This is a genomic window from Vibrio pelagius, assembly GCF_024347575.1.
Taxonomy (GTDB): Bacteria; Pseudomonadota; Gammaproteobacteria; order Enterobacterales; family Vibrionaceae; genus Vibrio; species Vibrio pelagius.
Window position 1 is genome coordinate 1116497 of the sequence record NZ_AP025504.1, and the last position, 20529, is coordinate 1137025.

At 45.5% G+C, this 20529-nt stretch carries 15 protein-coding genes; 9 read left to right on the forward strand and 6 right to left on the reverse strand.

Going from position 1 to position 20529, the window contains the following annotated elements; translation table 11 throughout:
* Window positions 1-618 precede the first annotated feature (618 nt).
* Window positions 619-2004, forward strand: a complete 1386-nt coding sequence (locus vsple_RS19080) for a TldD/PmbA family protein (RefSeq protein ID WP_261883438.1) — start codon at window positions 619-621, stop codon at window positions 2002-2004.
* Window positions 2004-3347, forward strand: coding sequence for a TldD/PmbA family protein (locus vsple_RS19085; RefSeq protein ID WP_261883439.1), 1344 nt, complete (start codon window positions 2004-2006; stop codon window positions 3345-3347). The genes vsple_RS19080 and vsple_RS19085 overlap by 1 nt, the downstream gene beginning before the upstream one ends.
* Before the next feature lie 127 nt (window positions 3348-3474).
* On the opposite strand, the gene vsple_RS19090 is transcribed toward vsple_RS19085, so the two are convergent.
* Together vsple_RS19090 and vsple_RS19095 are read right to left on the reverse strand one after the other, a co-directional pair.
* Window positions 3475-4053 carry a hypothetical protein gene (locus vsple_RS19090; protein WP_152469844.1) on the reverse strand — a complete coding sequence of 193 codons (579 nt, stop codon included), beginning with the start codon at window positions 4051-4053 and terminating at the stop codon, window positions 3475-3477.
* 192 nt (window positions 4054-4245) lie between these two features.
* Entirely contained in the window at window positions 4246-5844 is a 1599-nt protein-coding gene (locus vsple_RS19095) for an isocitrate lyase (RefSeq protein WP_261883440.1), read from the reverse strand.
* Between the two features lie 131 nt (window positions 5845-5975).
* On the opposite strand from vsple_RS19095, the gene vsple_RS19100 reads away from it, so the two are divergent.
* Both vsple_RS19100 and vsple_RS19105 read left to right on the forward strand, forming a co-directional pair.
* Window positions 5976-6929, forward strand: coding sequence for a LysR family transcriptional regulator (locus vsple_RS19100; protein ID WP_032550470.1), 954 nt, complete (start codon window positions 5976-5978; stop codon window positions 6927-6929).
* A 116-nt stretch (window positions 6930-7045) separates the two neighbouring features.
* Window positions 7046-9232, forward strand: a complete 2187-nt coding sequence (locus vsple_RS19105) for a malate synthase G (protein ID WP_261883441.1) — start codon at window positions 7046-7048, stop codon at window positions 9230-9232.
* Window positions 9233-9397: 165 nt separating this feature from the next.
* Here vsple_RS19105 and vsple_RS19110 read toward each other — a convergent pair whose 3' ends face one another.
* Both vsple_RS19110 and vsple_RS19115 read right to left on the reverse strand, forming a co-directional pair.
* Window positions 9398-10825, reverse strand: a complete 1428-nt coding sequence (locus vsple_RS19110) for an NAD-dependent succinate-semialdehyde dehydrogenase (protein ID WP_261883442.1) — start codon at window positions 10823-10825, stop codon at window positions 9398-9400.
* A gap of 86 nt (window positions 10826-10911) precedes the next feature.
* Window positions 10912-11700, reverse strand: a complete 789-nt coding sequence (locus vsple_RS19115) for an IclR family transcriptional regulator (RefSeq protein WP_261883443.1) — start codon at window positions 11698-11700, stop codon at window positions 10912-10914.
* 154 nt (window positions 11701-11854) lie between these two features.
* Between vsple_RS19115 and pta the strand changes: the two genes are divergently transcribed.
* Window positions 11855-12925: a phosphate acetyltransferase gene (pta, locus tag vsple_RS19120; RefSeq protein WP_261883444.1), complete on the forward strand. Its 1071-nt coding sequence runs from the start codon at window positions 11855-11857 to the stop codon at window positions 12923-12925.
* A 74-nt stretch (window positions 12926-12999) separates the two neighbouring features.
* A complete protein-coding gene (locus vsple_RS19125; RefSeq protein ID WP_261883445.1) occupies window positions 13000-13767 on the forward strand; it encodes a sulfite exporter TauE/SafE family protein in 768 nt (255 codons plus the stop codon).
* A gap of 50 nt (window positions 13768-13817) precedes the next feature.
* Here the strand turns inward: vsple_RS19125 and vsple_RS19130 are convergent, their stop codons facing one another.
* On the reverse strand, window positions 13818-15539 hold the full coding sequence (locus tag vsple_RS19130; RefSeq protein WP_261883446.1) for a cobaltochelatase CobT-related protein: 1722 nt from the start codon (window positions 15537-15539) through the stop codon (window positions 13818-13820).
* A gap of 3 nt (window positions 15540-15542) precedes the next feature.
* Window positions 15543-16523, reverse strand: coding sequence for an AAA family ATPase (locus vsple_RS19135; protein WP_261883447.1), 981 nt, complete (start codon window positions 16521-16523; stop codon window positions 15543-15545).
* A gap of 263 nt (window positions 16524-16786) precedes the next feature.
* Here vsple_RS19135 and xsc point away from each other — a divergent pair, with 263 nt between their 5' ends.
* The 3 genes from xsc to vsple_RS19150 all read left to right on the forward strand — a co-directional run bounded on the left by xsc (window position 16787) and on the right by vsple_RS19150 (window position 20482).
* A complete protein-coding gene (gene xsc / locus vsple_RS19140) occupies window positions 16787-18598 on the forward strand; it encodes a sulfoacetaldehyde acetyltransferase (protein ID WP_261883448.1) in 1812 nt (603 codons plus the stop codon).
* A gap of 371 nt (window positions 18599-18969) precedes the next feature.
* A complete protein-coding gene (locus vsple_RS19145) occupies window positions 18970-19776 on the forward strand; it encodes an FRG domain-containing protein (RefSeq protein ID WP_261883449.1) in 807 nt (268 codons plus the stop codon).
* 280 nt (window positions 19777-20056) lie between these two features.
* Window positions 20057-20482, forward strand: a complete 426-nt coding sequence (locus vsple_RS19150) for a nuclear transport factor 2 family protein (RefSeq protein ID WP_261883450.1) — start codon at window positions 20057-20059, stop codon at window positions 20480-20482.
* The last annotated feature ends 47 nt before the right edge of the window (window positions 20483-20529 follow it).

Genomic DNA, 20529 nt, shown 5'->3' on the forward strand with positions numbered 1-20529 from the left:
GATGAGGTTTACATTGCTTTGAGATTCGCAGAGCCCTTGCCCCTCGTAGTGATGGCGCTCATTGGAAGTCTTTTAAATGCTGTTGAACTAAGGGCGGTGCTCCCCTTTAGCGGATCAAGTTATCGCTTACCATTCAGGGTTTTTACACTCGGTGTAAAGAATTTAGCTTTTTAGTAACTTAATAAATTCGGCTTTGTTTAGAGCATACACTAGGGCGTGTTGATCTTTCGAGCTGATTTTTGCAGCGAGTTGCTGGGTATTTCTACAAGGCAGAGGTTTTGATGTGTAGCTAGCCTACATGAAAAGCCGATAACGCAGTAGAAATGACCAGCAAACGCTGCCCGAAGGGTTCGGCTAAAAGCGTTTTACTCTTTGTTGAGGGGGATTTGCTTAGAATGACTAGGCTACTTCCCCCTCGCCGCGATTAAAACGCTTTTGACTAGGCGTCCCCATCCGAACAAAACTTAACCACGAAAGGTCAACACGCCCTAAAAATAATGTTAAAGTTTCACGCATTGCCAACATGTCTTCGGTGCCGTAAACGATTGAATCGCATAATGAAGAGGCGCTGATGCGTAGGCTAGATTGGCTAGGAATATCAACGAGCAAGGAGATTTCATGCTTAATTCTGTAACGGCGAAAGCGGTGATCGATCACGCTCTCTTTTTAGGGGCTGATTTCGCAGAGCTATTCGTTGAACACCACCAAACCAGCAGCGTACAAATTGCGTCTGGTGAAGTGGACAAGGTTAACTCGGGCATCGATTTTGGTATCGGTATCCGCCTCTTCTTCGGTCATAAAGTCCTTTATGGCTACACCAACAGTACCGATGAGAATGAACTAAAACGCGTAACATCCCTGCTGGCGGCAAAAGATAAACGTGAGCAAATTGCTTCTGCAGGTGCTCTGAATCTGAACCGTTACCCAGTACAGCATGGCTGTCGTATGCCATTGAGCAAAGACGCGAACCTCGATTCAAAAATTGCGTTCTTACTGCAAGTGGACAAAGCGGCGCGTGCGGAAAGCGAGTACATCAGCCAGTTTATCGGCAGTGCGCTTCAACGCGAGCAGCAAGTCTCAATCTTCAACTCAGAAGGCCTTCACGTTGACGATACTCGCCACTACATTCGTGTTTCGGGTAACACTGTTGCGCAAAAGGGTACTGAGCAGTCTTCTGGTATGGAAGGTCCGGGCGCACTTGCTGGTTGGGAGTTTAGTGAGCAGTTAGATGCTAAAGAACTTGGTCAAAGTATTGCCCAGCAAGCCCTAATTAAACTGGGTGCGGATGTTTGTCCGTCTGGTGAAATGCCAGTAGTGATTGGTAATGGTTTTGGTGGAGTTATTTTCCATGAAGCGTGTGGTCACTTACTAGAGACGACTTCTGTTGCTAAGAAAGCGTCTGTATTCCATGACCAAATGGGCGAAATGATCGCGCATACCGCGGTAAATGCAGTGGACGATGGCACCATGACCAATGAGTGGGGCTCCATTCACGTTGATGACGAAGGTATGCCGACACAGCGTACTCAGCTGATCAAAGACGGTAAGCTCACCAGCTTTATGGTCGACAAAATGGGCGGCATGAAAACTGGCTATGAACCGACGGGATCGGGTCGTCGTCAAAACTACAAGTTCGCGCCAACGTCTCGTATGCGTAATACCTTCATTGAAGAGGGTGAACATACTCTTGATGAGATGTTCGCAGGTATTGAACGCGGTATCTACGCGAAGAAGCTGGGCGGAGGTTCTGTTCAGCCGGGCACTGGAGAATTTAACTTTGCGGTCCGTGAAGCTTACTTGATTGAGAATGGTAAGGTCACCAAGCCATTGAAGACAGCGACTTTGATTAGCACTGGCCCTAAAGTGCTGAAAGAGATCAGCATGGTTGGAAAAGATATGGCGTTAGCACCGGGCATGTGTGGTTCGGTGAGTGGTTCGGTACCGACGACGGTTGGTCAACCTACGTTGAAGGTCGATAACATCCTAGTAGGAGGCGGTAACTAATGAGCCAAGAACAACAACTTCTTAATGCCGTTGAATACGTACTTGCTGAAGCGAAACGCCAAGGTGCGGAAGCAGACGTTATCGTTAACAGCAGTAATAGTTTCTCGCTTAAAGCGAACCAAGGCCAGCTTGATGAATATAAAGTGAGCTCAAGCCAAGTTCTGGGTGTGCGTGTGGTCAAAGATGCACGTGTCGCGACCAGTTACTCGGAATCGCTAGAGCAACCAAGCCTTGATCTACTGCTGACGAATGCATTGCAGAGTGCTCGTTTTTCTAAGCAGGATGAGCATCAAACCATCAGTTGTGTAAGCAGCACAATTACGACGGATGTGGCTGAGATTGCTCAACAAGACACGACGTCAGTTGATGAAAAAATCGAACTCTCTTTGGCACTTGAGCAAGGTGTAGTGACTCAACCTCATGCGAAGAGCTCGCCTTACAATGGTTACAGCGATGGTGAGTCTCAATTGATCATCGCTAACACTCAAGGTTCTCTGTGTAAGCATTTTGAGCGTTCATTTAACTGTTATGCCTACACGTTATTTGAGAAAGATGGTAAGCAGTCGATGGCGGGTAAAATGTCAGTAGGTCGTCGCTTCGATGAACTAAAGCCAGCGTACTGTATTGAACAAGGTTATAACCTAGCACGAGATCTGCTTGATGGTGCGCCAGTTGCTACTGGGAACTACTCAGCTATTTTCCACATCAATGCGCTTAGCAGCTTGTTCGGCGCGTTTGGTAGTGCATTTTCTGGTGTGAGTGCTATGAAAGGCATTACGCCACTCGCCGACAAGCTAGGTCAAGGTATCGCGAGTGAACTATTGTCGTTCACCGATAAAGCGTATATGCCGAATGGCATGGCGATCGCGGGCTTTGATAGCGAAGGCTTTGCGACTCAAGACAATGCGATTATTGTCGATGGTCAGTTAAATACACTACTTCATAACAGCCAAACAGCGAGCTACCTAGGTGCAACATCGACAGCAAGTGCTGCGCGTGGTGCTAAGTCGAGCCTTGATGTATCAGCAAACCATCGTGTGATTGCAACAGGTCAAAGTAGCGTAACAGAAGTGAAAGCGGGCGAGTACTTAGAGCTGGTGGAACTGCAAGGCGTCCATTCGGGAGCAGATGCGGTGAGCGGTGACTTCTCATTTGGTGCGAGTGGTTTCTTGTGTCGAGATGGTGAACGAGTCCAACCTGTTCGCGGTATTACGGTTGCGGGTAACTTCTACAAGATGCTTAAAGAAATTGATGCTGTAGGTAATAGCCAACTCAGCAATGATAGCCGCACCTTTTTTGCTCCAGATGTGCGCTTCGCGCGTCTAAGCATTGGTGGTAAGTAGCATTGGCGCCAAATAGCGGTCTGACAGCTACTTAGGCGATTTAGCTAAGAAAATTAGCAGCACCAAAACGACAAAGAGGACTTAATGAGTCCTCTTTTTAATTCTATACGGCTTAATGTGATAGTAATCAGTCAGCCATTTCTGGCTCAAGCACTTCGCTGATGCATGCGCGGCTGATGTCTTCGTTGATATACGCCATGCCGAGCTTATTTTGGTAGTCCATACGATCTGCGGAGCGAAGATCAATATCCGGTCCTTCAATACCACACTCTTGGTATACCTTAGCTAAGTGCGCCATGAAGTTTTCGCCGATGCTCATCATTAATAGGCTCATTGCACCCACGTCCGGTCTTACTTTCGCTCGTTGCTTTTCTGATAAGTTAACCGCCAGTACGATAGGTTGCTCATCACCTTCGAAACGTACGCTACGTTCACGCACCGTTTGTTGTGCCCAGTAGTAAGCCAACTCTTTACTTTGAGTCAGGAATACAGGCTCAGTCGATTCGGTGTAGTTATTGCCAATCGTGGCCATTGTTTTCTGCGCTGCTTCATTCAGTGCTTTGTCTCCAGAGCGTTTCAGCCCTTGACCTTTAATGGAAGCAAGTAAGGCTGAAGAGGTCCCGTGATACCAAATATCACCGGTTGCAAAGCCATCGTCAGTTAGCAGTTCTTTTGCATCTTGTAAGTAGGTAGGTACAGAAGTCATAGGCACTCTCAACAACATGAATGGTATTAGTTTAGCCAGAAGAGCGGGAAGGAACAGTGGCTTATCACGCAAATCTGGCTTTTGAAAAAATCGCGTTTTATTCATTTGATACCAAGCTTTCGGGGGATAAAAGCTTAGTAAGATGAGCTTCCTCTCTCACCAGGAGAAGAAGAGAGGAAGCTCGTTAAGCGATTAGTCAAATTGGTGTGAAGTATTCAACTCACCTGCAGCTTTCAGCGCGTTCTCACCTGCAAAGTACTCTTTGTGATCATCACCCATGTCTGAACCAGACATGTTTTGGTGTTTAACACAAGCAATGCCTTGGCGAATCTCTTTACGTTGAACGTTTGCAACATAGCCCAGCATACCTTGGTCGCCGAAGTACTCTTTCGCTAGGTTATCTGTAGATAGCGCAGCAGTGTGGTACGTTGGTAGCGTGATTAGGTGGTGGAAAATACCAGCTTCACGAGATGCATCTGCTTGGAATGTGCGGATCTTTTCGTCAGCACGCTTAGACAATTCAGTTTCGTCGTATTCAGCACTCATTAGGTTAGCGCGGTCGTATGCAGAAACGTCTTCACCAGCTTCAACCATTGCATCGTATGCTTGTTGACGGAAGTTGAGTGTCCAGTTGAATGATGGAGAGTTGTTGTAAACCAGTTTCGCATTAGGGTGTACTGCTCGAACGCCGTCCATCATCTCTTTGATTTGACCAATGTGTGGTTTCTCAGTCTCAATCCAAAGTAGGTCAGCACCAGCGTTGATTGCTTCAATACAGTCAAATACACAGCGGTCTTCACCCGTACCTTGACGGAATTGGTATAGGCCTGAAGGTAGACGCTTAGGTCGAACAAGCTTGCCGTCACGGTTGAAGCAAACGTCGCCTTGCTTCATGTCTGCTACATCTATCTCTTCTACATCTAGGTAAGAGTTGTAGATATCACCTTGGTCACCTGGCTCTTTCACTACCGCGATCTCTTTTGTTAGACCTGCACCTTGTGAGTCAGTACGTGCAACGATGATGCCGTTGTCGATGCCTAGCTCTAGGAAAGCGTAACGAAGTGCACGTAATTTCGCGTGGAAGTCTGCGTGAGGTACCGTTACTTTACCGTCTTGGTGACCACACTGCTTCTCATCCGCTACTTGGTTTTCAATCTGTAGACAACAAGCACCCGCTTCAATCATCTGCTTAGCCATTAGGTAAGTCGCTTCTGCGTTACCGAAACCTGCATCGATATCCGCAATGATTGGTACAACGTGTGTTACGTGGTTGTCGATTTTGTCTTGAATAGAGTCTTGTAGATCAACATCACCTGCTTCACGTGCTGCGTCTAATTCACGGAATAGACCACCTAGCTCACGAGCATCTGCTTGACGTAGGAATGTGTATAGCTCTTCAACTAGGCCAGCAACGGTTGTTTTTTCGTGCATTGATTGGTCTGGAAGAGGACCGAATTCTGAACGTAATGCCGCAACCATCCAACCCGAAAGGTATAGGTAACGACGATCTGTTTTACCGCCAAAATGCTTTTTAATTGAAATCAGCTTTTGTTGACCGATAAAACCGTGCCAGCAACCCAAAGATTGAGTGTATTGAGAGCTGTCTTTGTCATAAGCCTCCATATCTGCACGCATAATGTCTGCCGTGTATTGCGCAATGTCTAGACCGGTTTTGAATTTATTTTGAGCACGCATACGAGCAGCAGATTCAGGGTTGATAGCATCCCATGGAGCACCAGCAGCACGTTTTGCAACTTCGATCATTTCGATATCTTGTGTGATTTGCGACATAACTATTCCTTAGTTTCACGTGGGGTATGTTTGCCAAATTTGGCTTGGATTAAAACTTTGCTATGGACAAAGAATAATCACACATGTGATAATTTTGTTAATTTATAGTTATTATATTCGGTATTTTTTATATGAATATTGCTCGTATAGACCTTAATCTACTTGTGTATTTAGACATGTTATTGCGAGAGCGAAACGTGACTCGTGCAGCCAAACAATTGGGTATTACTCAGCCAGCAATGAGTAATGGACTTCGTCGATTACGCGACCTTTTGGAGGATCCATTATTGGTAAGAACCAGTGAAGGGATGATACCAACGGAGCGTGCTCAAAAGCTTCAGCCGTTGATTCGAAATATCTTGGCTAATGTAGAGAAGACATTGCAGCCAACCACCGAATTCCGGGCCGAGGACAGCGAACGCGTGTTCCGAATCATGGCGAGCGACTACGCAGAATCGACCATTATTCAGCCATTATTAAGAAGGCTAAGTGAGATCGCTCCGAAGATTCGCCTCGATATTATGACACCCAGTGACGTGAGCTATCAGGACGTAGAACAGGGCACCGTTGATATTATTATCAACCGTTTTGACAACATCCCTCAGTCCTTCCATCAGATGAGCCTTTGGCACGACGGGTTCTCCTGTTTGTTCAGTTGTGACAACCCAATTGCCGATGACTTTAGCCTTTTGTCGTATTTAAAAGCTCAACATATTTGGGTAAGTAAGACGGGAATGGGTACTGGCGTCGGGATCAACCCAAGTGAAGCACAGAAATTGGGGTGGATAGATGAGGCACTAATGCGAATCGGTAAAACGAGAAACATTACTGTATTCACGCGACATTATTTGTCGGCCATTCTCTTCGCCCAACAGAAGAATCTGATTTTGACGATTCCAACAAAGGCCGCTCAACTGCAAAGGGATAACCCTAATTTGCTGATCAAGCCTGCGCCATTTGCCATTGAACCTTTTGAGGTGAAGATGGCATGGAGTCCGTTATTGCAGAGTAATCCCGACCATCAATGGATGCGTCGTTTGATTAAAAGTGTCGCTAGTGAAATAGAGAGCGGCGTGACAGGATAGCCCCGATTTATGGGTATTTTTTTTATGAATATTCAATATAAATGGCATAAATTAGCTAAATTTTAGTCCGTTACGTAGTTTATTGAGTAGTCATCGGTTAATTTGAGAGAGATTTTATGAGCAGTCGTATTCAACAGGGAAGCTTGAACATTGATAGCACCCTCTACCAGTTAATTAATGAACAGGTCATCCCAGGGACAGGCATCAACGCCGAAGATTTTTGGCAATCTTTTGCTGATATCCTTAAAGACCTTGCCCCAAAGAACCGAGAATTATTGATTAAGCGTGATGACCTTCAGCATCAAATTGATGTGTGGCACCAAGAGCGAGTTGGTCAAGCGTTGGATCCGGTCGAGTACAAGCAGTTCTTACAGCAGATTGGTTACCTTGTTCCAGAAGGTGACGATTTCGAAGTCACCACAGCAAACGTAGAACCAGAGATTGCAACTCAAGCAGGTCCGCAACTTGTAGTGCCTATCATGAATGCGCGTTTTGCTCTTAATGCAGCAAATGCTCGTTGGGGTAGCCTATACGATGCTCTTTACGGCACGGATGTGATCAGTGAAGAAGATGGCGCAGAGAAAGGGGGTAGCTTCAACCCTGTACGTGGTGCCAAAGTAGTTGCGTACGCTCGCGAGTTTCTAGACGAAGCAGCGCCATTAAACGGTGTTTCCCACAAAGACGTCACTAAATACAGCATCAGTAATGTCAGCAAAGGTAATACTCTGACGGCAACGCTAGAGAACGGTGAAGAAGTGACGCTTATCGAGCACAGCCAGTTCATCGGTTACCAAGGTGAGGCAAGTGCACCTTCTTGTATTCTTCTTAAACACAATAACCTTCATATCGAAATCCAAATTGACCCGAGTGCACCTATCGGCAGCGTAGATGCTGCTGGGGTTAAGGACGTTCTGGTTGAAGCGGCACTCACGACCATTATGGACTGTGAAGACTCTGTTGCAGCGGTAGATGGTGAAGACAAAGCGCTTGCCTACCGCAACTGGTTAGGCTTGATGAAAGGTGACTTACAAGAGTCGCTTGAGAAGAATGGTAAGACTATTGTTCGCAGCCTCAACCCAGATCGTCAGTACACCAGTGTTAGCGGCGGAGAGATCTCTCTGAAAGGCCGAAGCATGCTGTTTGTGCGTAATGTTGGGCACCTAATGACTAACCCAGCCATCATCGACGAAAACGGTAATGAAGTACCAGAAGGCATCATGGATGGCATGATTACTTCGCTTATCGCAATGCATGATTTGAAGGGTAACAGCCCGTACCAAAACTCGACTGCCAATAGCATTAACATCGTAAAACCTAAGATGCATGGCCCTGAAGAGGTGGCGTTTACCAATGAGTTGTTTGGTCGAATTGAAGATGCCCTAGGTCTTGAGCGTTTCACGATTAAAGTCGGCATTATGGATGAGGAACGTCGCACCTCGGTCAACTTGAAAGAGTGTATCCGCGCCGCGAAAGACCGTGTGGTATTCATCAATACCGGTTTCCTAGACCGCACAGGTGATGAGATTCATACCAGCATGGAAGCGGGCCCGTTTGCTCCAAAAGCACAGTTGAAAACCATGACTTGGATTGGCGCGTACGAAGATCAAAACGTCGATCTAGGTTTAGCATGTGGCCTTCAAGGTAAGGCACAAATTGGTAAAGGCATGTGGCCAGAACCAGACAACATGGCCAAGATGATGGAAGCTAAGTTAGGTCATCCTAAAGCGGGTGCGAACACAGCATGGGTTCCATCACCGACTGCAGCAACGCTGCACGCACTTCACTATCACCAAGTGAGCGTACCGAGTCGTCAAAAAGAGCTTCGTGAGCGTGTAAGGGCGAGTGTCGACGACATTCTAACGATTCCATTGCTAGGTAACCAAAAGCTGACTGCTCAAGATATTCAGAGTGAACTTGACAACAATACCCAAGGTATTCTGGGTTACGTTGTGCGCTGGATTGACCAAGGTGTTGGGTGTTCTAAGGTGCCAGACATCAATGATGTTGGCTTAATGGAAGACCGCGCAACACTGCGTATCTCAAGTCAGCACATTGCAAACTGGATTCGTCACGGTATCTGTGATGAGGCGCAAGTGATGGCAACAATGAAGCGCATGGCTGCTGTGGTTGATGAGCAAAACGCAGGTGACCCAAATTACCGTAACATGGCGGATGATTTTGAAAACAGCATTGCGTTCTCAGCTGCTTGTCAGTTGGTTTTTGAAGGTTGTGCTCAGCCGAGTGGTTACACTGAACCTGTCCTTCATGCAATGCGCTTGAAGTTAAAGGAATCGACCAGATAACAGAAATCTAATAAAACGAATTTCACACAAAAGTGAAACTGTAAAATCCCTGTTATTAACCAAGCCCAAGGTGCCGCACTCATTAGTGCGGCTTTTTTTGTTTTTGGAAGTTTTAGAAATAAAGTATCTGGCCAAGCTCCACTTATGCCTGTTAAGTATCGACGCTTAGTTACCACCAAAACATAGGTACTTAACATCCATGTACTCATCGATGCCTTCTTTTGCCCCTTCACGACCAATGCCCGACTGTTTCACCCCACCAAACGGTGCTACTTCAGTAGAGATCAAGCCGTCATTGATGCCAACCATACCGTATTCAAGCGCTTCTGCTACCTTCCATACACGGTGAATATTCTGGCTGTAGAAGTAAGACGCTAAACCATAAATCGTATCGTTCGCCATCTCGATGAGTTCTTCATCGCTGTCGAACTTCATAACTGGAGCGACAGGACCAAAAATCTCTTGTTGAACGATGTCCATGTCGTGTCTCACGTCTTTAAGAATGACGGGTTGAATAAACTGGCCATCGAGTAATTGAGTCGGTGTAACAGGCTGTGCTCCTTGTTCAATCGCTCGGTCAATTAAGCCTTGGATATTTTGCTTCGCTTTTTCACTGATGACTGGGCCAATATTGACGCCTTCATCTAAGCCATTGCCGACTTTAAGCTGTTGTACTGCTTGGTCGAACTTAGCCACAAATTCGTCATGTACCTTGCTGTGGATATAGAATCGGTTAGCACAAACACAAGTCTGCCCTGCATTGCGGAATTTAGATGCCATTGCTCCTTGCACGGCAGCGTCGATGTCTGCGTCGTCAAACACAATAAAGGGTGCGTTGCCACCAAGCTCCATTGAAGTACGTTTGATGCCTTTGGCGGCTTGCGCCATCAAGATGCTGCCAACACGGGTAGAGCCGGTAAATGAGATCTTTTTGATTAATGGATGAGAGGTAAACAGTTCGCCGATTTGTTCCGGACTATTACCTAAAACCACTTGAATAAGGTCTTCAGGGATTCCAGCCTGGTAAGCCAGTTTAACGACCGCAAATGCTGAAAGTGGTGTCTCGTCAGAAGGTTTCACAATGAAGCTACAGCCAGCGGCTAATGCAGGCGCTGCTTTACGGGTGATCATCGCGACGGGAAAATTCCATGGTGTGATGGCACAGGCTACTCCAATTGGTTGTTTGATAGTGACTAAACGCTTATCTGCCGCAGTACTAGGGATCGAATCGCCGTAGGTGCGTTTGGCTTCTTCGGCGAACCACTCGATAAAGCTTGCGCCGTAAACCACTTCGCCAGTCGCTTCTGCCAACGGTTTGCCTTGTTCCAAGGTCATCAAGCGAGCAAGATCATCTTTGTTTTCAAGGATCAGCTTATACCAATTATTTAGCAGCGCGGCGCGAGTTTTAGCTGGAACTTTTGCCCACTCTTTCTGCGCGACATTTGCACGCTGGATGGCGTTATCTAACTCCAATTCAGTAGAGATTGGCGCATAGCCAATGAGCTCACCGGTTGCTGGATTGGTGACCGCAACCGCGCTATCTGCTTCTGTCACCATAAAAGAGAGTAATTGCTTGTTGTTGATTTTGAGCATTTTGGTTCCTTATTGATGATTACTTAACACGTGTTGACCTATGAGTGAACTTACCGTTGTCGAGGAGCCAGATATCCTCAAAATATTTATTGTTGGCCCCAGTTGTCCGCTTCGATTTTCGCTAATGCTTTCGCCGCTTTTTGCAGTGCAGGCAAAAACTTAATCGCTTCATCTGGCTTCACTCGAATCACAGGTGCTTGAATTGCTAAACCAAGGTTGGATTGACCGGTTGGTGATGGGATGAGAACTGCAATACACACCAAACCGGGAAGAAACTCTTCATCGTCAATCGCATAGCCTTGGATCTTCGCTTCTTCGATATCTTGTTCCAGAACGGAATAGTCGGTAATGGTTTTCATTGTGTACTGCGTCAGAGGCACATTCTCGATCAGGCGTCTGCGCTGTGATTTAGTCATGTGCGCCAAAAACAGTTTGCCGGTAGCCGAGCAATGGACGGGAACACGGGAGCCTGGCTGGAGGTGGAAACGAAGTGGGGCTTCTGTTTCTGCACGGTCAAGATAGATGATCTCGCCACTCGATAGCGCTGTCAGGTTGCAGCTCTCGCCAACTTCTGCACGCAGGTTTTCAAGAATCGTGCGTCGTGCACTGTGCATAGTGCTATTGAAGAGTAGGTTTTCGGCCAGCTTTCTGAGTCGAATACCTGAGCTGTAGTGCTTATCGTCACCATCTCTTTGAATGATGCCTGCTGATTCCAATTGTTGCAGCATACGGTGCAACGTCGGTTTAGGTAGCCCAGTTTCTTCGACTAATCCTTGAAGAGAAATGAATTCGTCTTTCTGTGCGATTACCTCTAATAGAGCAAAAAGTCGAAGAGTTGGCGTATCTCCTTGAACTTGTGGTGTTTCTGTTTGCATATAATGATTCATCCTTGCGATATGTCTATGTGTAAGAGTGTACATAGCAAATCAATTTCCTTCAATTATCTGAATAATATTTGACCTTTTTTATTATTTCAATAATATAAAGTTAAATTATGGAACAATTAATCTCAATAAATGGAATTTAATCATGAAGGCAATTGAACGGATTATTGATAAGGCTCACTTAGATCGTAAGCGCGTGGTGTTGAGCGAAGCGGAAGATCCTCGAGTACTCGCCGCAGCACGATTGGCGATAGACAAACAGCTCGCCTATATCACGCTAGTGGGAGATGAGAAGGCGATTATTGAGGCTGCGCAGTTGCATCATATTAATCTTGCTGGTATCCACATTGTTTCACCTCAAACGTCGGCTCTGAAAGCCGTGTTAGCTGAGCGCCTATATGAGTTAAGAAAAGCCAAAGGCATGACGTATGAAGATGCTTTGGAGAAGGTTAAAGACCCACTTATCTTTGCCAACCTAATGGTAAGGGAAGGGGTGGTTGATGGCACTGTTAATGGTGCGGTGTATACCACTTCTGATGTAGTGCGAGCTGCGCTGCAGATTATCGGCCCAGCTCCCGATAGTGAGTTGGTATCGAGTTTCTTCCTCATGATGCTGTGTGAGCCTTTCCATAACCTAAAAGGTGGTCTGATTTTCAGTGACTGTGGCTTGGTGATTAACCCCAATGAAACTGAGCTGGCATCCATCGCGGTTGCCGCTTCTCAAAGTGCTCAGGCGTTGCTAATGGAAGAGCCCAAGCTGGCGATGCTTTCATTCTCTACCAACGGTAGCGCGAAACATGAGTCAGTCGATAAGGTGCGTAGTGCTGCGCAGATAGTGAAACAGCGTTGCCCAGGTATTGCGGTTGATCAAGATGTTCAGCTTGATGCCGCAATTGTTACCGAAATCGCGGCCAAAAAGTTGCCTGACTCCGAAGTGAAAGGCCAATCGAACGTATTGATCTTCCCGAACCTTGAAGCGGGCAATATAGGTTACAAGTTGGCAGAAAGGTTAGGTGGTGCGGTGGCCATTGGTCCTTTACTCCAAGGGTTGAATCAACCGGCTAATGATCTGTCGAGAGGCTGTAGCGCGGAAGACATTTTTAACGTGATTGCGGTGACAGCAGTTCAAGCGCAGCAAGGTAAAGCAGCAAACTCAACTCTTGATACCGAAGCTAATGTGGAAAAAGAAGAATCAGAATTTGAGTTTAGGTATTAAGTCTTAATTAGCCATAGCTGAATACCTAGATTTCGCCCTCACACTAAATAACAAGTATCGAATTAGGATTGCTAATGGAGTTACCGGTTTTACTCGCTATTTTGGCCACCATTGCGCTAGGCACCTATTTTCAAACTGTCACGGGCTTTGGGTTAGGCATCATTGTGATTGGTTTGACGATCAGCCTTAATCTGGTTTCCATTAACGTTATTGCCGCCGTGGTGAGCATTGTCACCTTGTTCAATTGCTTGGTTGCTTTAATGGGCAAGCCTTTGCTTAGTGAGCTAAAAATTCTTGTGGTGTTAGTGCTCGGTATTATCCCCGGTGTTTCGCTGGGCGTGTTCTTGTTGGACGAATTGAGCGAATCTGCAACGCATATCCTACGAGCTTTGCTGGGCGCTATGGTGTTATTTGCTGGTCTGAGTTTTATGTTCAAACCTAAAACCAGAACAGAACGCTCAGCAACTCTATCATTTTTTGTGTCAGGTTTTAGTTCTGGTCTAGCGGGTGGGCTGTTTGGTATGGCGGGTCCACCGATTGTTTACCATCTCTACAGGCAACCTTTTACGCTCGATCTAGTACGAAGCACACTGCTGATGGTGTTCGCTTGCACGTCGATGTCTCGTACTGTGAATGTCTACGCTGCAGGCGATATGGAAGCGAGCATATTGTGGCTATCTGCGATTGCTATTCCTTTGGTGGCGCTTGTCACCATGTTTGCACGGCGCTTTCCGCCACCCTTGTCTAATGATCAACTGAGGAAGTTGGTGTTTGGTGTACTGATGTTGATTGGTGGATATTTGATGGCTGTGTCGGCATGGTCATTGTTGGGCTCGTTGTAAAATCCGCTCTATCAGTGAGGCTAGCGAGTTGCTAGCCAAAGTTTCACAGGTTAAACACGCTTTAGCATCTCAAATATCCCTCTACATAGTCCAAACAAGCAGCTCTCTTGCGCATCCAACGTGATGTTGCTGCGATAATAGGGGCTCAAATCGACACCCATACCTACGCCATGGATCTCAATAGTATTTTTGGTCGTCTCCCGTTCAATCACCTGTTTGAGGTGGTTATCTAGGTAGAATTGATCATTGGCTGTGCTGGTGGCGGTGTCCATCGGGCAACCGTCCGAAAACACAAACAAGATCTTTCGTTGTGCGCTGTGCTGCTGCAATCGCTGGCTAGCAAACTGAACCGCTTCTCCATCAATCCCTTCTTTGAAGATATCCGCTTTACGAAGGCTTGCAATACCAAGTCGAGCGCGTCTCCATTGAGTATCAAAATCTTTAAAGACGATATGTCTAACCTCATTTAAACGCCCAGGATGTTTCGGTTGGCCTTGTTGAAGCCATTGACGATAGACCTTGCCACCGTTCCAATTATTGGTGGTGAAGCCGATAATCTCAAAGGGTATATTGGCGAGTCCAACGGATTTGAGAATCGTATCCATTAGTAGGCTGAGTTTATGACTGTGTTTTTGCATTGATCCCGAACAGTCCATCAAAAACGTGATGGCACACTGGTGGGACGCACCAATTTCAGGCTGATAAAAAACTGTACGGTCTAAAGGTGCAGTGATGAGCTTAGTGATAGCGGTGGCGTTGACGATGCCTTCTTCTAGGTGTTCTTGGCGTCGACTTCGTTGTGGTGTGGCGACAAAACCAGAGAGCATGGCGGCTAAGCGTCGGGTATTCACTTGTCTCGCCATCAAGTCATCACTGAGTTTTTGCCTCAGTTCGAATAACAGGGCACGCCTAACAAGCTTATCTGCGGCGATCACTTGATCGAACTCTGAGTTAAAGATCTGGTAATTGGCACCGGAGAGCTCGAATACCTTACTACTGCCAGTGATGTCCGCATCAACCTCTTCCTCTTCTATGTCACCGTCAACGATTAAAGCAAGTTGCGCGAGGATTTTAATGTCTTCTTCAACCGTTGGGGTGCTTGAGCTTTCACCCTCTAGTTCTTGGTTGATGAGCTCTTGCGCCAGAGACGCGAGCTCGTTGGCACAGTGCGCAAACTGCTGTTGATCGGTTCGATGTTCCTTTATTTGTTTTAGACAGTTCCCGAAAATAGGTACGATACCTGCCCGAGTTGATTCAATAGTTTCAGCTATGGGTTCTGAGACTGGGATACCCGTTAAGCGAGTGTGGATGACCTGCATTAATGTGAACAATAAAATACCAACGCGGGATTCAGTAAAACCATTTTGATGATATTGATCGCTCCAATATGCAAAGTTGAACCGAATGCTCTTAGTGACGCCTTTTAGATAAGCGGGAACTTGCGATTCGATTCGCACCTGTTCGCAAAAATCGAACAATAAACGCTCGACTTCGTTTTTTGGGCGCAGTGAATAGTGAAGTTCAGCATCCGAAAACAGCAGCCTCAATGCGGAGGAGTCAATTTTACCATTCATCGATAATTTACTGTTGATGAGCTCATGGCGTGACACAAAGGTAAGATCGTTGGTGTGTGCCGATAAGTGATAACAAGGACGACTACCGTTGTAGAGGCGCTCTCCTCGGTAATTCAGGCTCAACTCACCGCTGATCGCTCTGGCAACTGACACGCCAATATCGAGGATCTTTTTCTGTTGGGAGGAAATATTAGCCATCGATTAGGACTCCGACTGAGCATAGCTCTGAGTATGATCCTCTAAGGCCTCACCAAAGCAGCGGAAGAAATATTCGCGAACCAGCTCCTTCTCTTCGTCTTCACAACGGTTGAGGAACGACAGCCTAAATGCAGTGGCTACATTGTTGAATATTTTAATATTCTCAGCCCATGTGATTACTGTCCTTGGCGACATAACCGTCGATAAATCGCCTGCTTTAAATCCATTTCGCGTTAAACCGGCGGTGGCGATCATTTTTTCTACTAACTGCTGACCGCTTTCATTGTTTAGCTCAGGACGCTTTGATAGAACGATCTTAGTTTCATGTTGTGGGTCTAAATAGTTAAGTGTCGCGATGATGTTCCATCGGTCAAGTTGGCTATGGTTAAGCACTTGAGTTCCGGAGTACAAACCTGAAAAGTTACCCAATCCTAGGGTATTGCAGGTCGCAAACAGGCGGAAAGAAGGGTGGGGGGGGATCACTCGGTTTTGCTCGAGAGAAGTGTATTTGCCATCTTGCTCTAACAGTTGCTGAATCACAAACATCACATCAGGTCGTCCCGCATCGTATTCGTCCAATACTAATGCGATGGGTTGCTGAATGCTTTGTGGAAGAATGCCTTCCTTAAACTCTGTTACCTGCATTCCATCTTTAATGACGATGCTATCTTTGCCAATGAAATCCAATCGGCTTAAGTGCCCATCTAGGTTGATCCTCAAGCATGGCCAATTTAATCGCGCTGCCACTTGCTCTATATGAGAAGATTTGCCGGTTCCGTGTGTGCCTTGTATTAACGTGCGACGGTTAGATGTGAAGCCCGCTAATATAGCGAGCGTGACTTCAGGATCAAAACTGTAGTTGGGATCGATCTTCGGTACGTATTCTCCCGCCTTCTTAAAGGCCAACACCATTAAGTCGCTATCGATGCCGAAATGCTCTCTTACACTGACTTGTTTCGTTGGTCGCAATTCCTCATTATTCATTCTTTTTCCCCATTATCGCTTCCATGACTGCTGTGATTTTTGAACTGCTATCGATTATTAACCTCTCTCTTCGAGTTAACGACACTTTTTGTACGAAAAACTACCAATAATGTGATCTAGTTTTATTAATCAGAATGAATTGTTCCATTTATGTTTAAAAAGTTGACGTGCAAAAAATCTACTACTAAGGTGAATTTGAATCAGAAAAAGAGACAGTTCATTCCGAAAAATGAATTTTAGGTTAACTCAAGGAGAATGGAAGAATGAGTGAGCAAGAAAAACGTACGGTTGTTTCCGGTACAGTAACAATGACACCATCAGAAGCGTTCGTTGAAACTATGGTCGCCAATGATGTCACCGATATGTTCGGCATCATGGGTTCGGCATTTATGGATGCAATGGATATCTTTGCTCCTGCTGGCATTCGATTGGTTCCAGTAGTACACGAGCAAGGTGCTGCTCACATGGCAGATGGTTACTCTCGAGTTTCTGGTCGCCACGGGGTAGTTATCGGTCAGAATGGCCCGGGTATCAGTAACTGTGTAACAGCGATTGCAGCAGCGTATTGGGCACACAGCCCTGTTGTTATTGTGACGCCAGAGACCGGCACTAAAACAATGGGCTTAGGTGGTTTCCAAGAGTGTAACCAACTTCCAATGTTCCAAGAGTTTACAAAGTATCAAGGACATGTAACGCACCCTGACCGTATGGCTGAGTACACGGGCCGATGCTTTGACCGTGCTATGAGCGAGATGGGGCCTACTCAACTTAACATTCCACGTGACTACTTCTACGGTGAGATTCAAACCGAGATCCCTCAACCAGCACGTTTAGACCGTGGCCCTGGTGGTGAAAAATCTCTGAACGAAGCAGCAGACCTGATTGCAGAAGCGAAATTCCCAGTCATCATTTCTGGTGGTGGTGTGGTGATGGCTGACGCAGTTCAAGAATGTGCAGCACTGGCTGAACGACTAGGTGCGCCAGTAGTAAACAGCTACCTACACAATGACTCGTTCCCTGCAAGTCACCCATTATGGTGTGGTCCATTAGGTTACCAAGGTTCTAAGGCTGCAATGAAGTTGATTGCTCAGGCGGATGTGGTTATAGCTCTCGGTACTCGTCTTGGTCCATTCGGAACATTACCTCAACATGGTATGGATTACTGGCCGAAGGACGCAAAAATCATTCAGATTGATGCCGACAACAAGATGCTTGGCTTAGTTAAGAAGATCTCTGTGGGTATTTGTGGGGATGCGAAAGCTGCTGCAGTGGCATTAACCGAGAGATTGGAAGGCCGTGCACTCCTGTGTGATGACAATAGAGGTGCTCGCCAAGATACAGTCGCAACAGAAAAAGCGCTTTGGGAAAAAGAGCTTGATGAGTGGACGCACGAGCGTGACTCATTCAGCTTGGACATGATCGAAGAAAACTCGCATGAGACTCCTTTCTCTGGTGGTGAATACCTTCACCCACGCCAAGTACTTCGTGAACTAGAAAAAGCGATGCCAGAAGACGTAATGGTCTCAACGGATATCGGCAACATCAACTCGGTTGCAAACAGCTACTTACGTTTTGAAAAACCGCGCAGCTTCTTTGCGGCAATGAGTTTCGGTAACTGTGGCTACGCGTTCCCGACCATCATAGGTGCGAAAGCAGCAGCACCTCATCGTCCAGCTATCTCTTACGCAGGCGACGGCGCGTGGGGCATGAGCCTGATGGAGACCATGACGTGTGTTCGTCATAACATTCCTGTGACTGCGGTGGTATTCCACAATCGTCAATGGGGCGCAGAGAAGAAGAACCAAGTCGACTTCTACAACCGACGCTTTGTTGCTGGTGAACTAGACAACCAAAGCTTTGCAGAGATCGCTCGAGCAATGGGTGCTGAAGGTATCACGGTTGATAAGCTAGAAGATGTTGGTCCAACTCTACAAAAAGCCATCGACATGCAAATGAATGAAGGCAAAACAACCATCATTGAGATCATGTGTACTCAAGAACTGGGCGACCCGTTCCGTCGAGACGCATTGTCTAAACCGGTTCGTTTCCTAGATAAATACAAAGATTACGTATAACCAATAGGAAGTTTGTCCGGCACCGTATTATCGAAAGTGTTAGGGATAATTCTATCGAGATCGGAGTCGGACAAACAAATTAAGTGATGGTTTTTGATATTAAATTGAGCGTGAAAGAAAACTCTTTTTGCATTAAGTCATGTTCTTCACGTTCATTACTATGAATATTAGAGCACTAACCAAATCACTATTATTCCACTTTACATTTCATCGACATCAAGGTTTTATCAGTAATTATTATTAATCTAACATTAAAATAGTAATTATTGATGAGTCACTAGATTTATTCGACTTTAGTATGAGTACTCTAAGAGTCATTAACTTTTTATCTAACAATAACTATTTATACGGGTGAGTGGTAGAAAATAGATATGAAAAATAAACGTTATATAAAGTCACTCAAAGAACTTTACCAAATAATCGATTCATATACTAAAGAGTGTAATGAACCTTGTGGGTTGATTTATAACGTTTGTGATTACGAAAACTATAACTTGATGCCGGGCTTGGGCCGTTCTAATCGTAAGAACTTACGCCGAGTCGAACAAGATCTGCTTTCAACTGTTCGTATCTATGGTGGACATTCATTGAACTCTCACGACATAAATGATTGGTTGCTGATGTGCTTAGCAAAGAAGCAGGGGTTTCCCACTCGTTTACTTGAATGGAGCGATAATCTGGTGAATGCGCTGTGGGCTTTGTGTCATAGCCAGAGTAAAGACTGCATCAATATTACTAAAGTGATTAATTTTGAAAGAGTTAATAATTTCTTCACACCATTTGGTGTTGAGAAAGCTCAGATATTTCATGTTGTTGATTGTGATCAGCAAGAACAACGTAAGGACAAATGGTATTCCATTCATCCGTTTAAGGAAGGTTGCAATGATGCCATTCAACCTTTGTACGACGAGCAAGGATATTCAAACGGTCTAGTATCCGTTCATGTTCTGCCGTCCGCCAAAGTAAATCTGATAAAGGAGTTAATATCCATGAATGTGTTAAATGAACCTACAGAGTATAACGAAGAGGCACTGGTTGATTTGAAAAATGAATCACACGTCGATGGAAATAAGGTTATGGGTAAAGATGGAAGCAATGTCGAATTAAAAGTTAATACTCATAATCGAAATTTGGAACAATATGGCCGAAAGTACCATCAAGACTTTGACTTCGACTAACGACTAATATCTTTATTGAAAATTAAGGCTTCTCTCATATTTTTTAATTATCTAAATCGAGTTAAGTCTTTTTAATTAAACTTAGAACACTAATTAAATTTATAAAAATACTAAATCTGTGAGCTTAGATATTGTATATAATACGACTCGAAGTTAGAGTTGTGTGACTTGTTATCAAGTTGTTAATTTTTTCAAGTTTCTAGTTTAAAAGATCTAATAAAAAGTGGCGAAAGGCTACTGAAATTTAAACCAATAACGTAAACATAAAGGATTCTGGAATATGAATATGCAAACCGATGCAGCGGCATTTGTGCTGGAAAACCAAGTCGACACCGCCTTTTTACAGTCATTCAGTGATGCTTGGAATAACCATGATGTCGAAGCATTAATGTCGTTCATGACTGAAGATTGTGTATTCCATACAGTGGCTGGTGAAGGCTTAGTTGGAAACACTATCGAAGGGTACGAAGCGGTTCGAAATAGCTTTGAATTGGTTTGGCAGAACTTCCCAGATGCCGCTTGGAGCGATCCTGTCCACTTTGTGTGTGGTGACCGAGCGGTGACTGAATCAACATTCTCTGCGACTAACCCAGATGGCAGCGTCATTGAAGCCCGCATGGTCGACGTGTTTACCTTGAAAGACGGAAAAATCAGCGTAAAAAATGCCTTCCGTAAAACACGACCTCTTTTGACTCCCAAGAGCTAGACACGAAACCGCAACCCGTTCACGTGTTATGACTAGGAGAGTCGAAT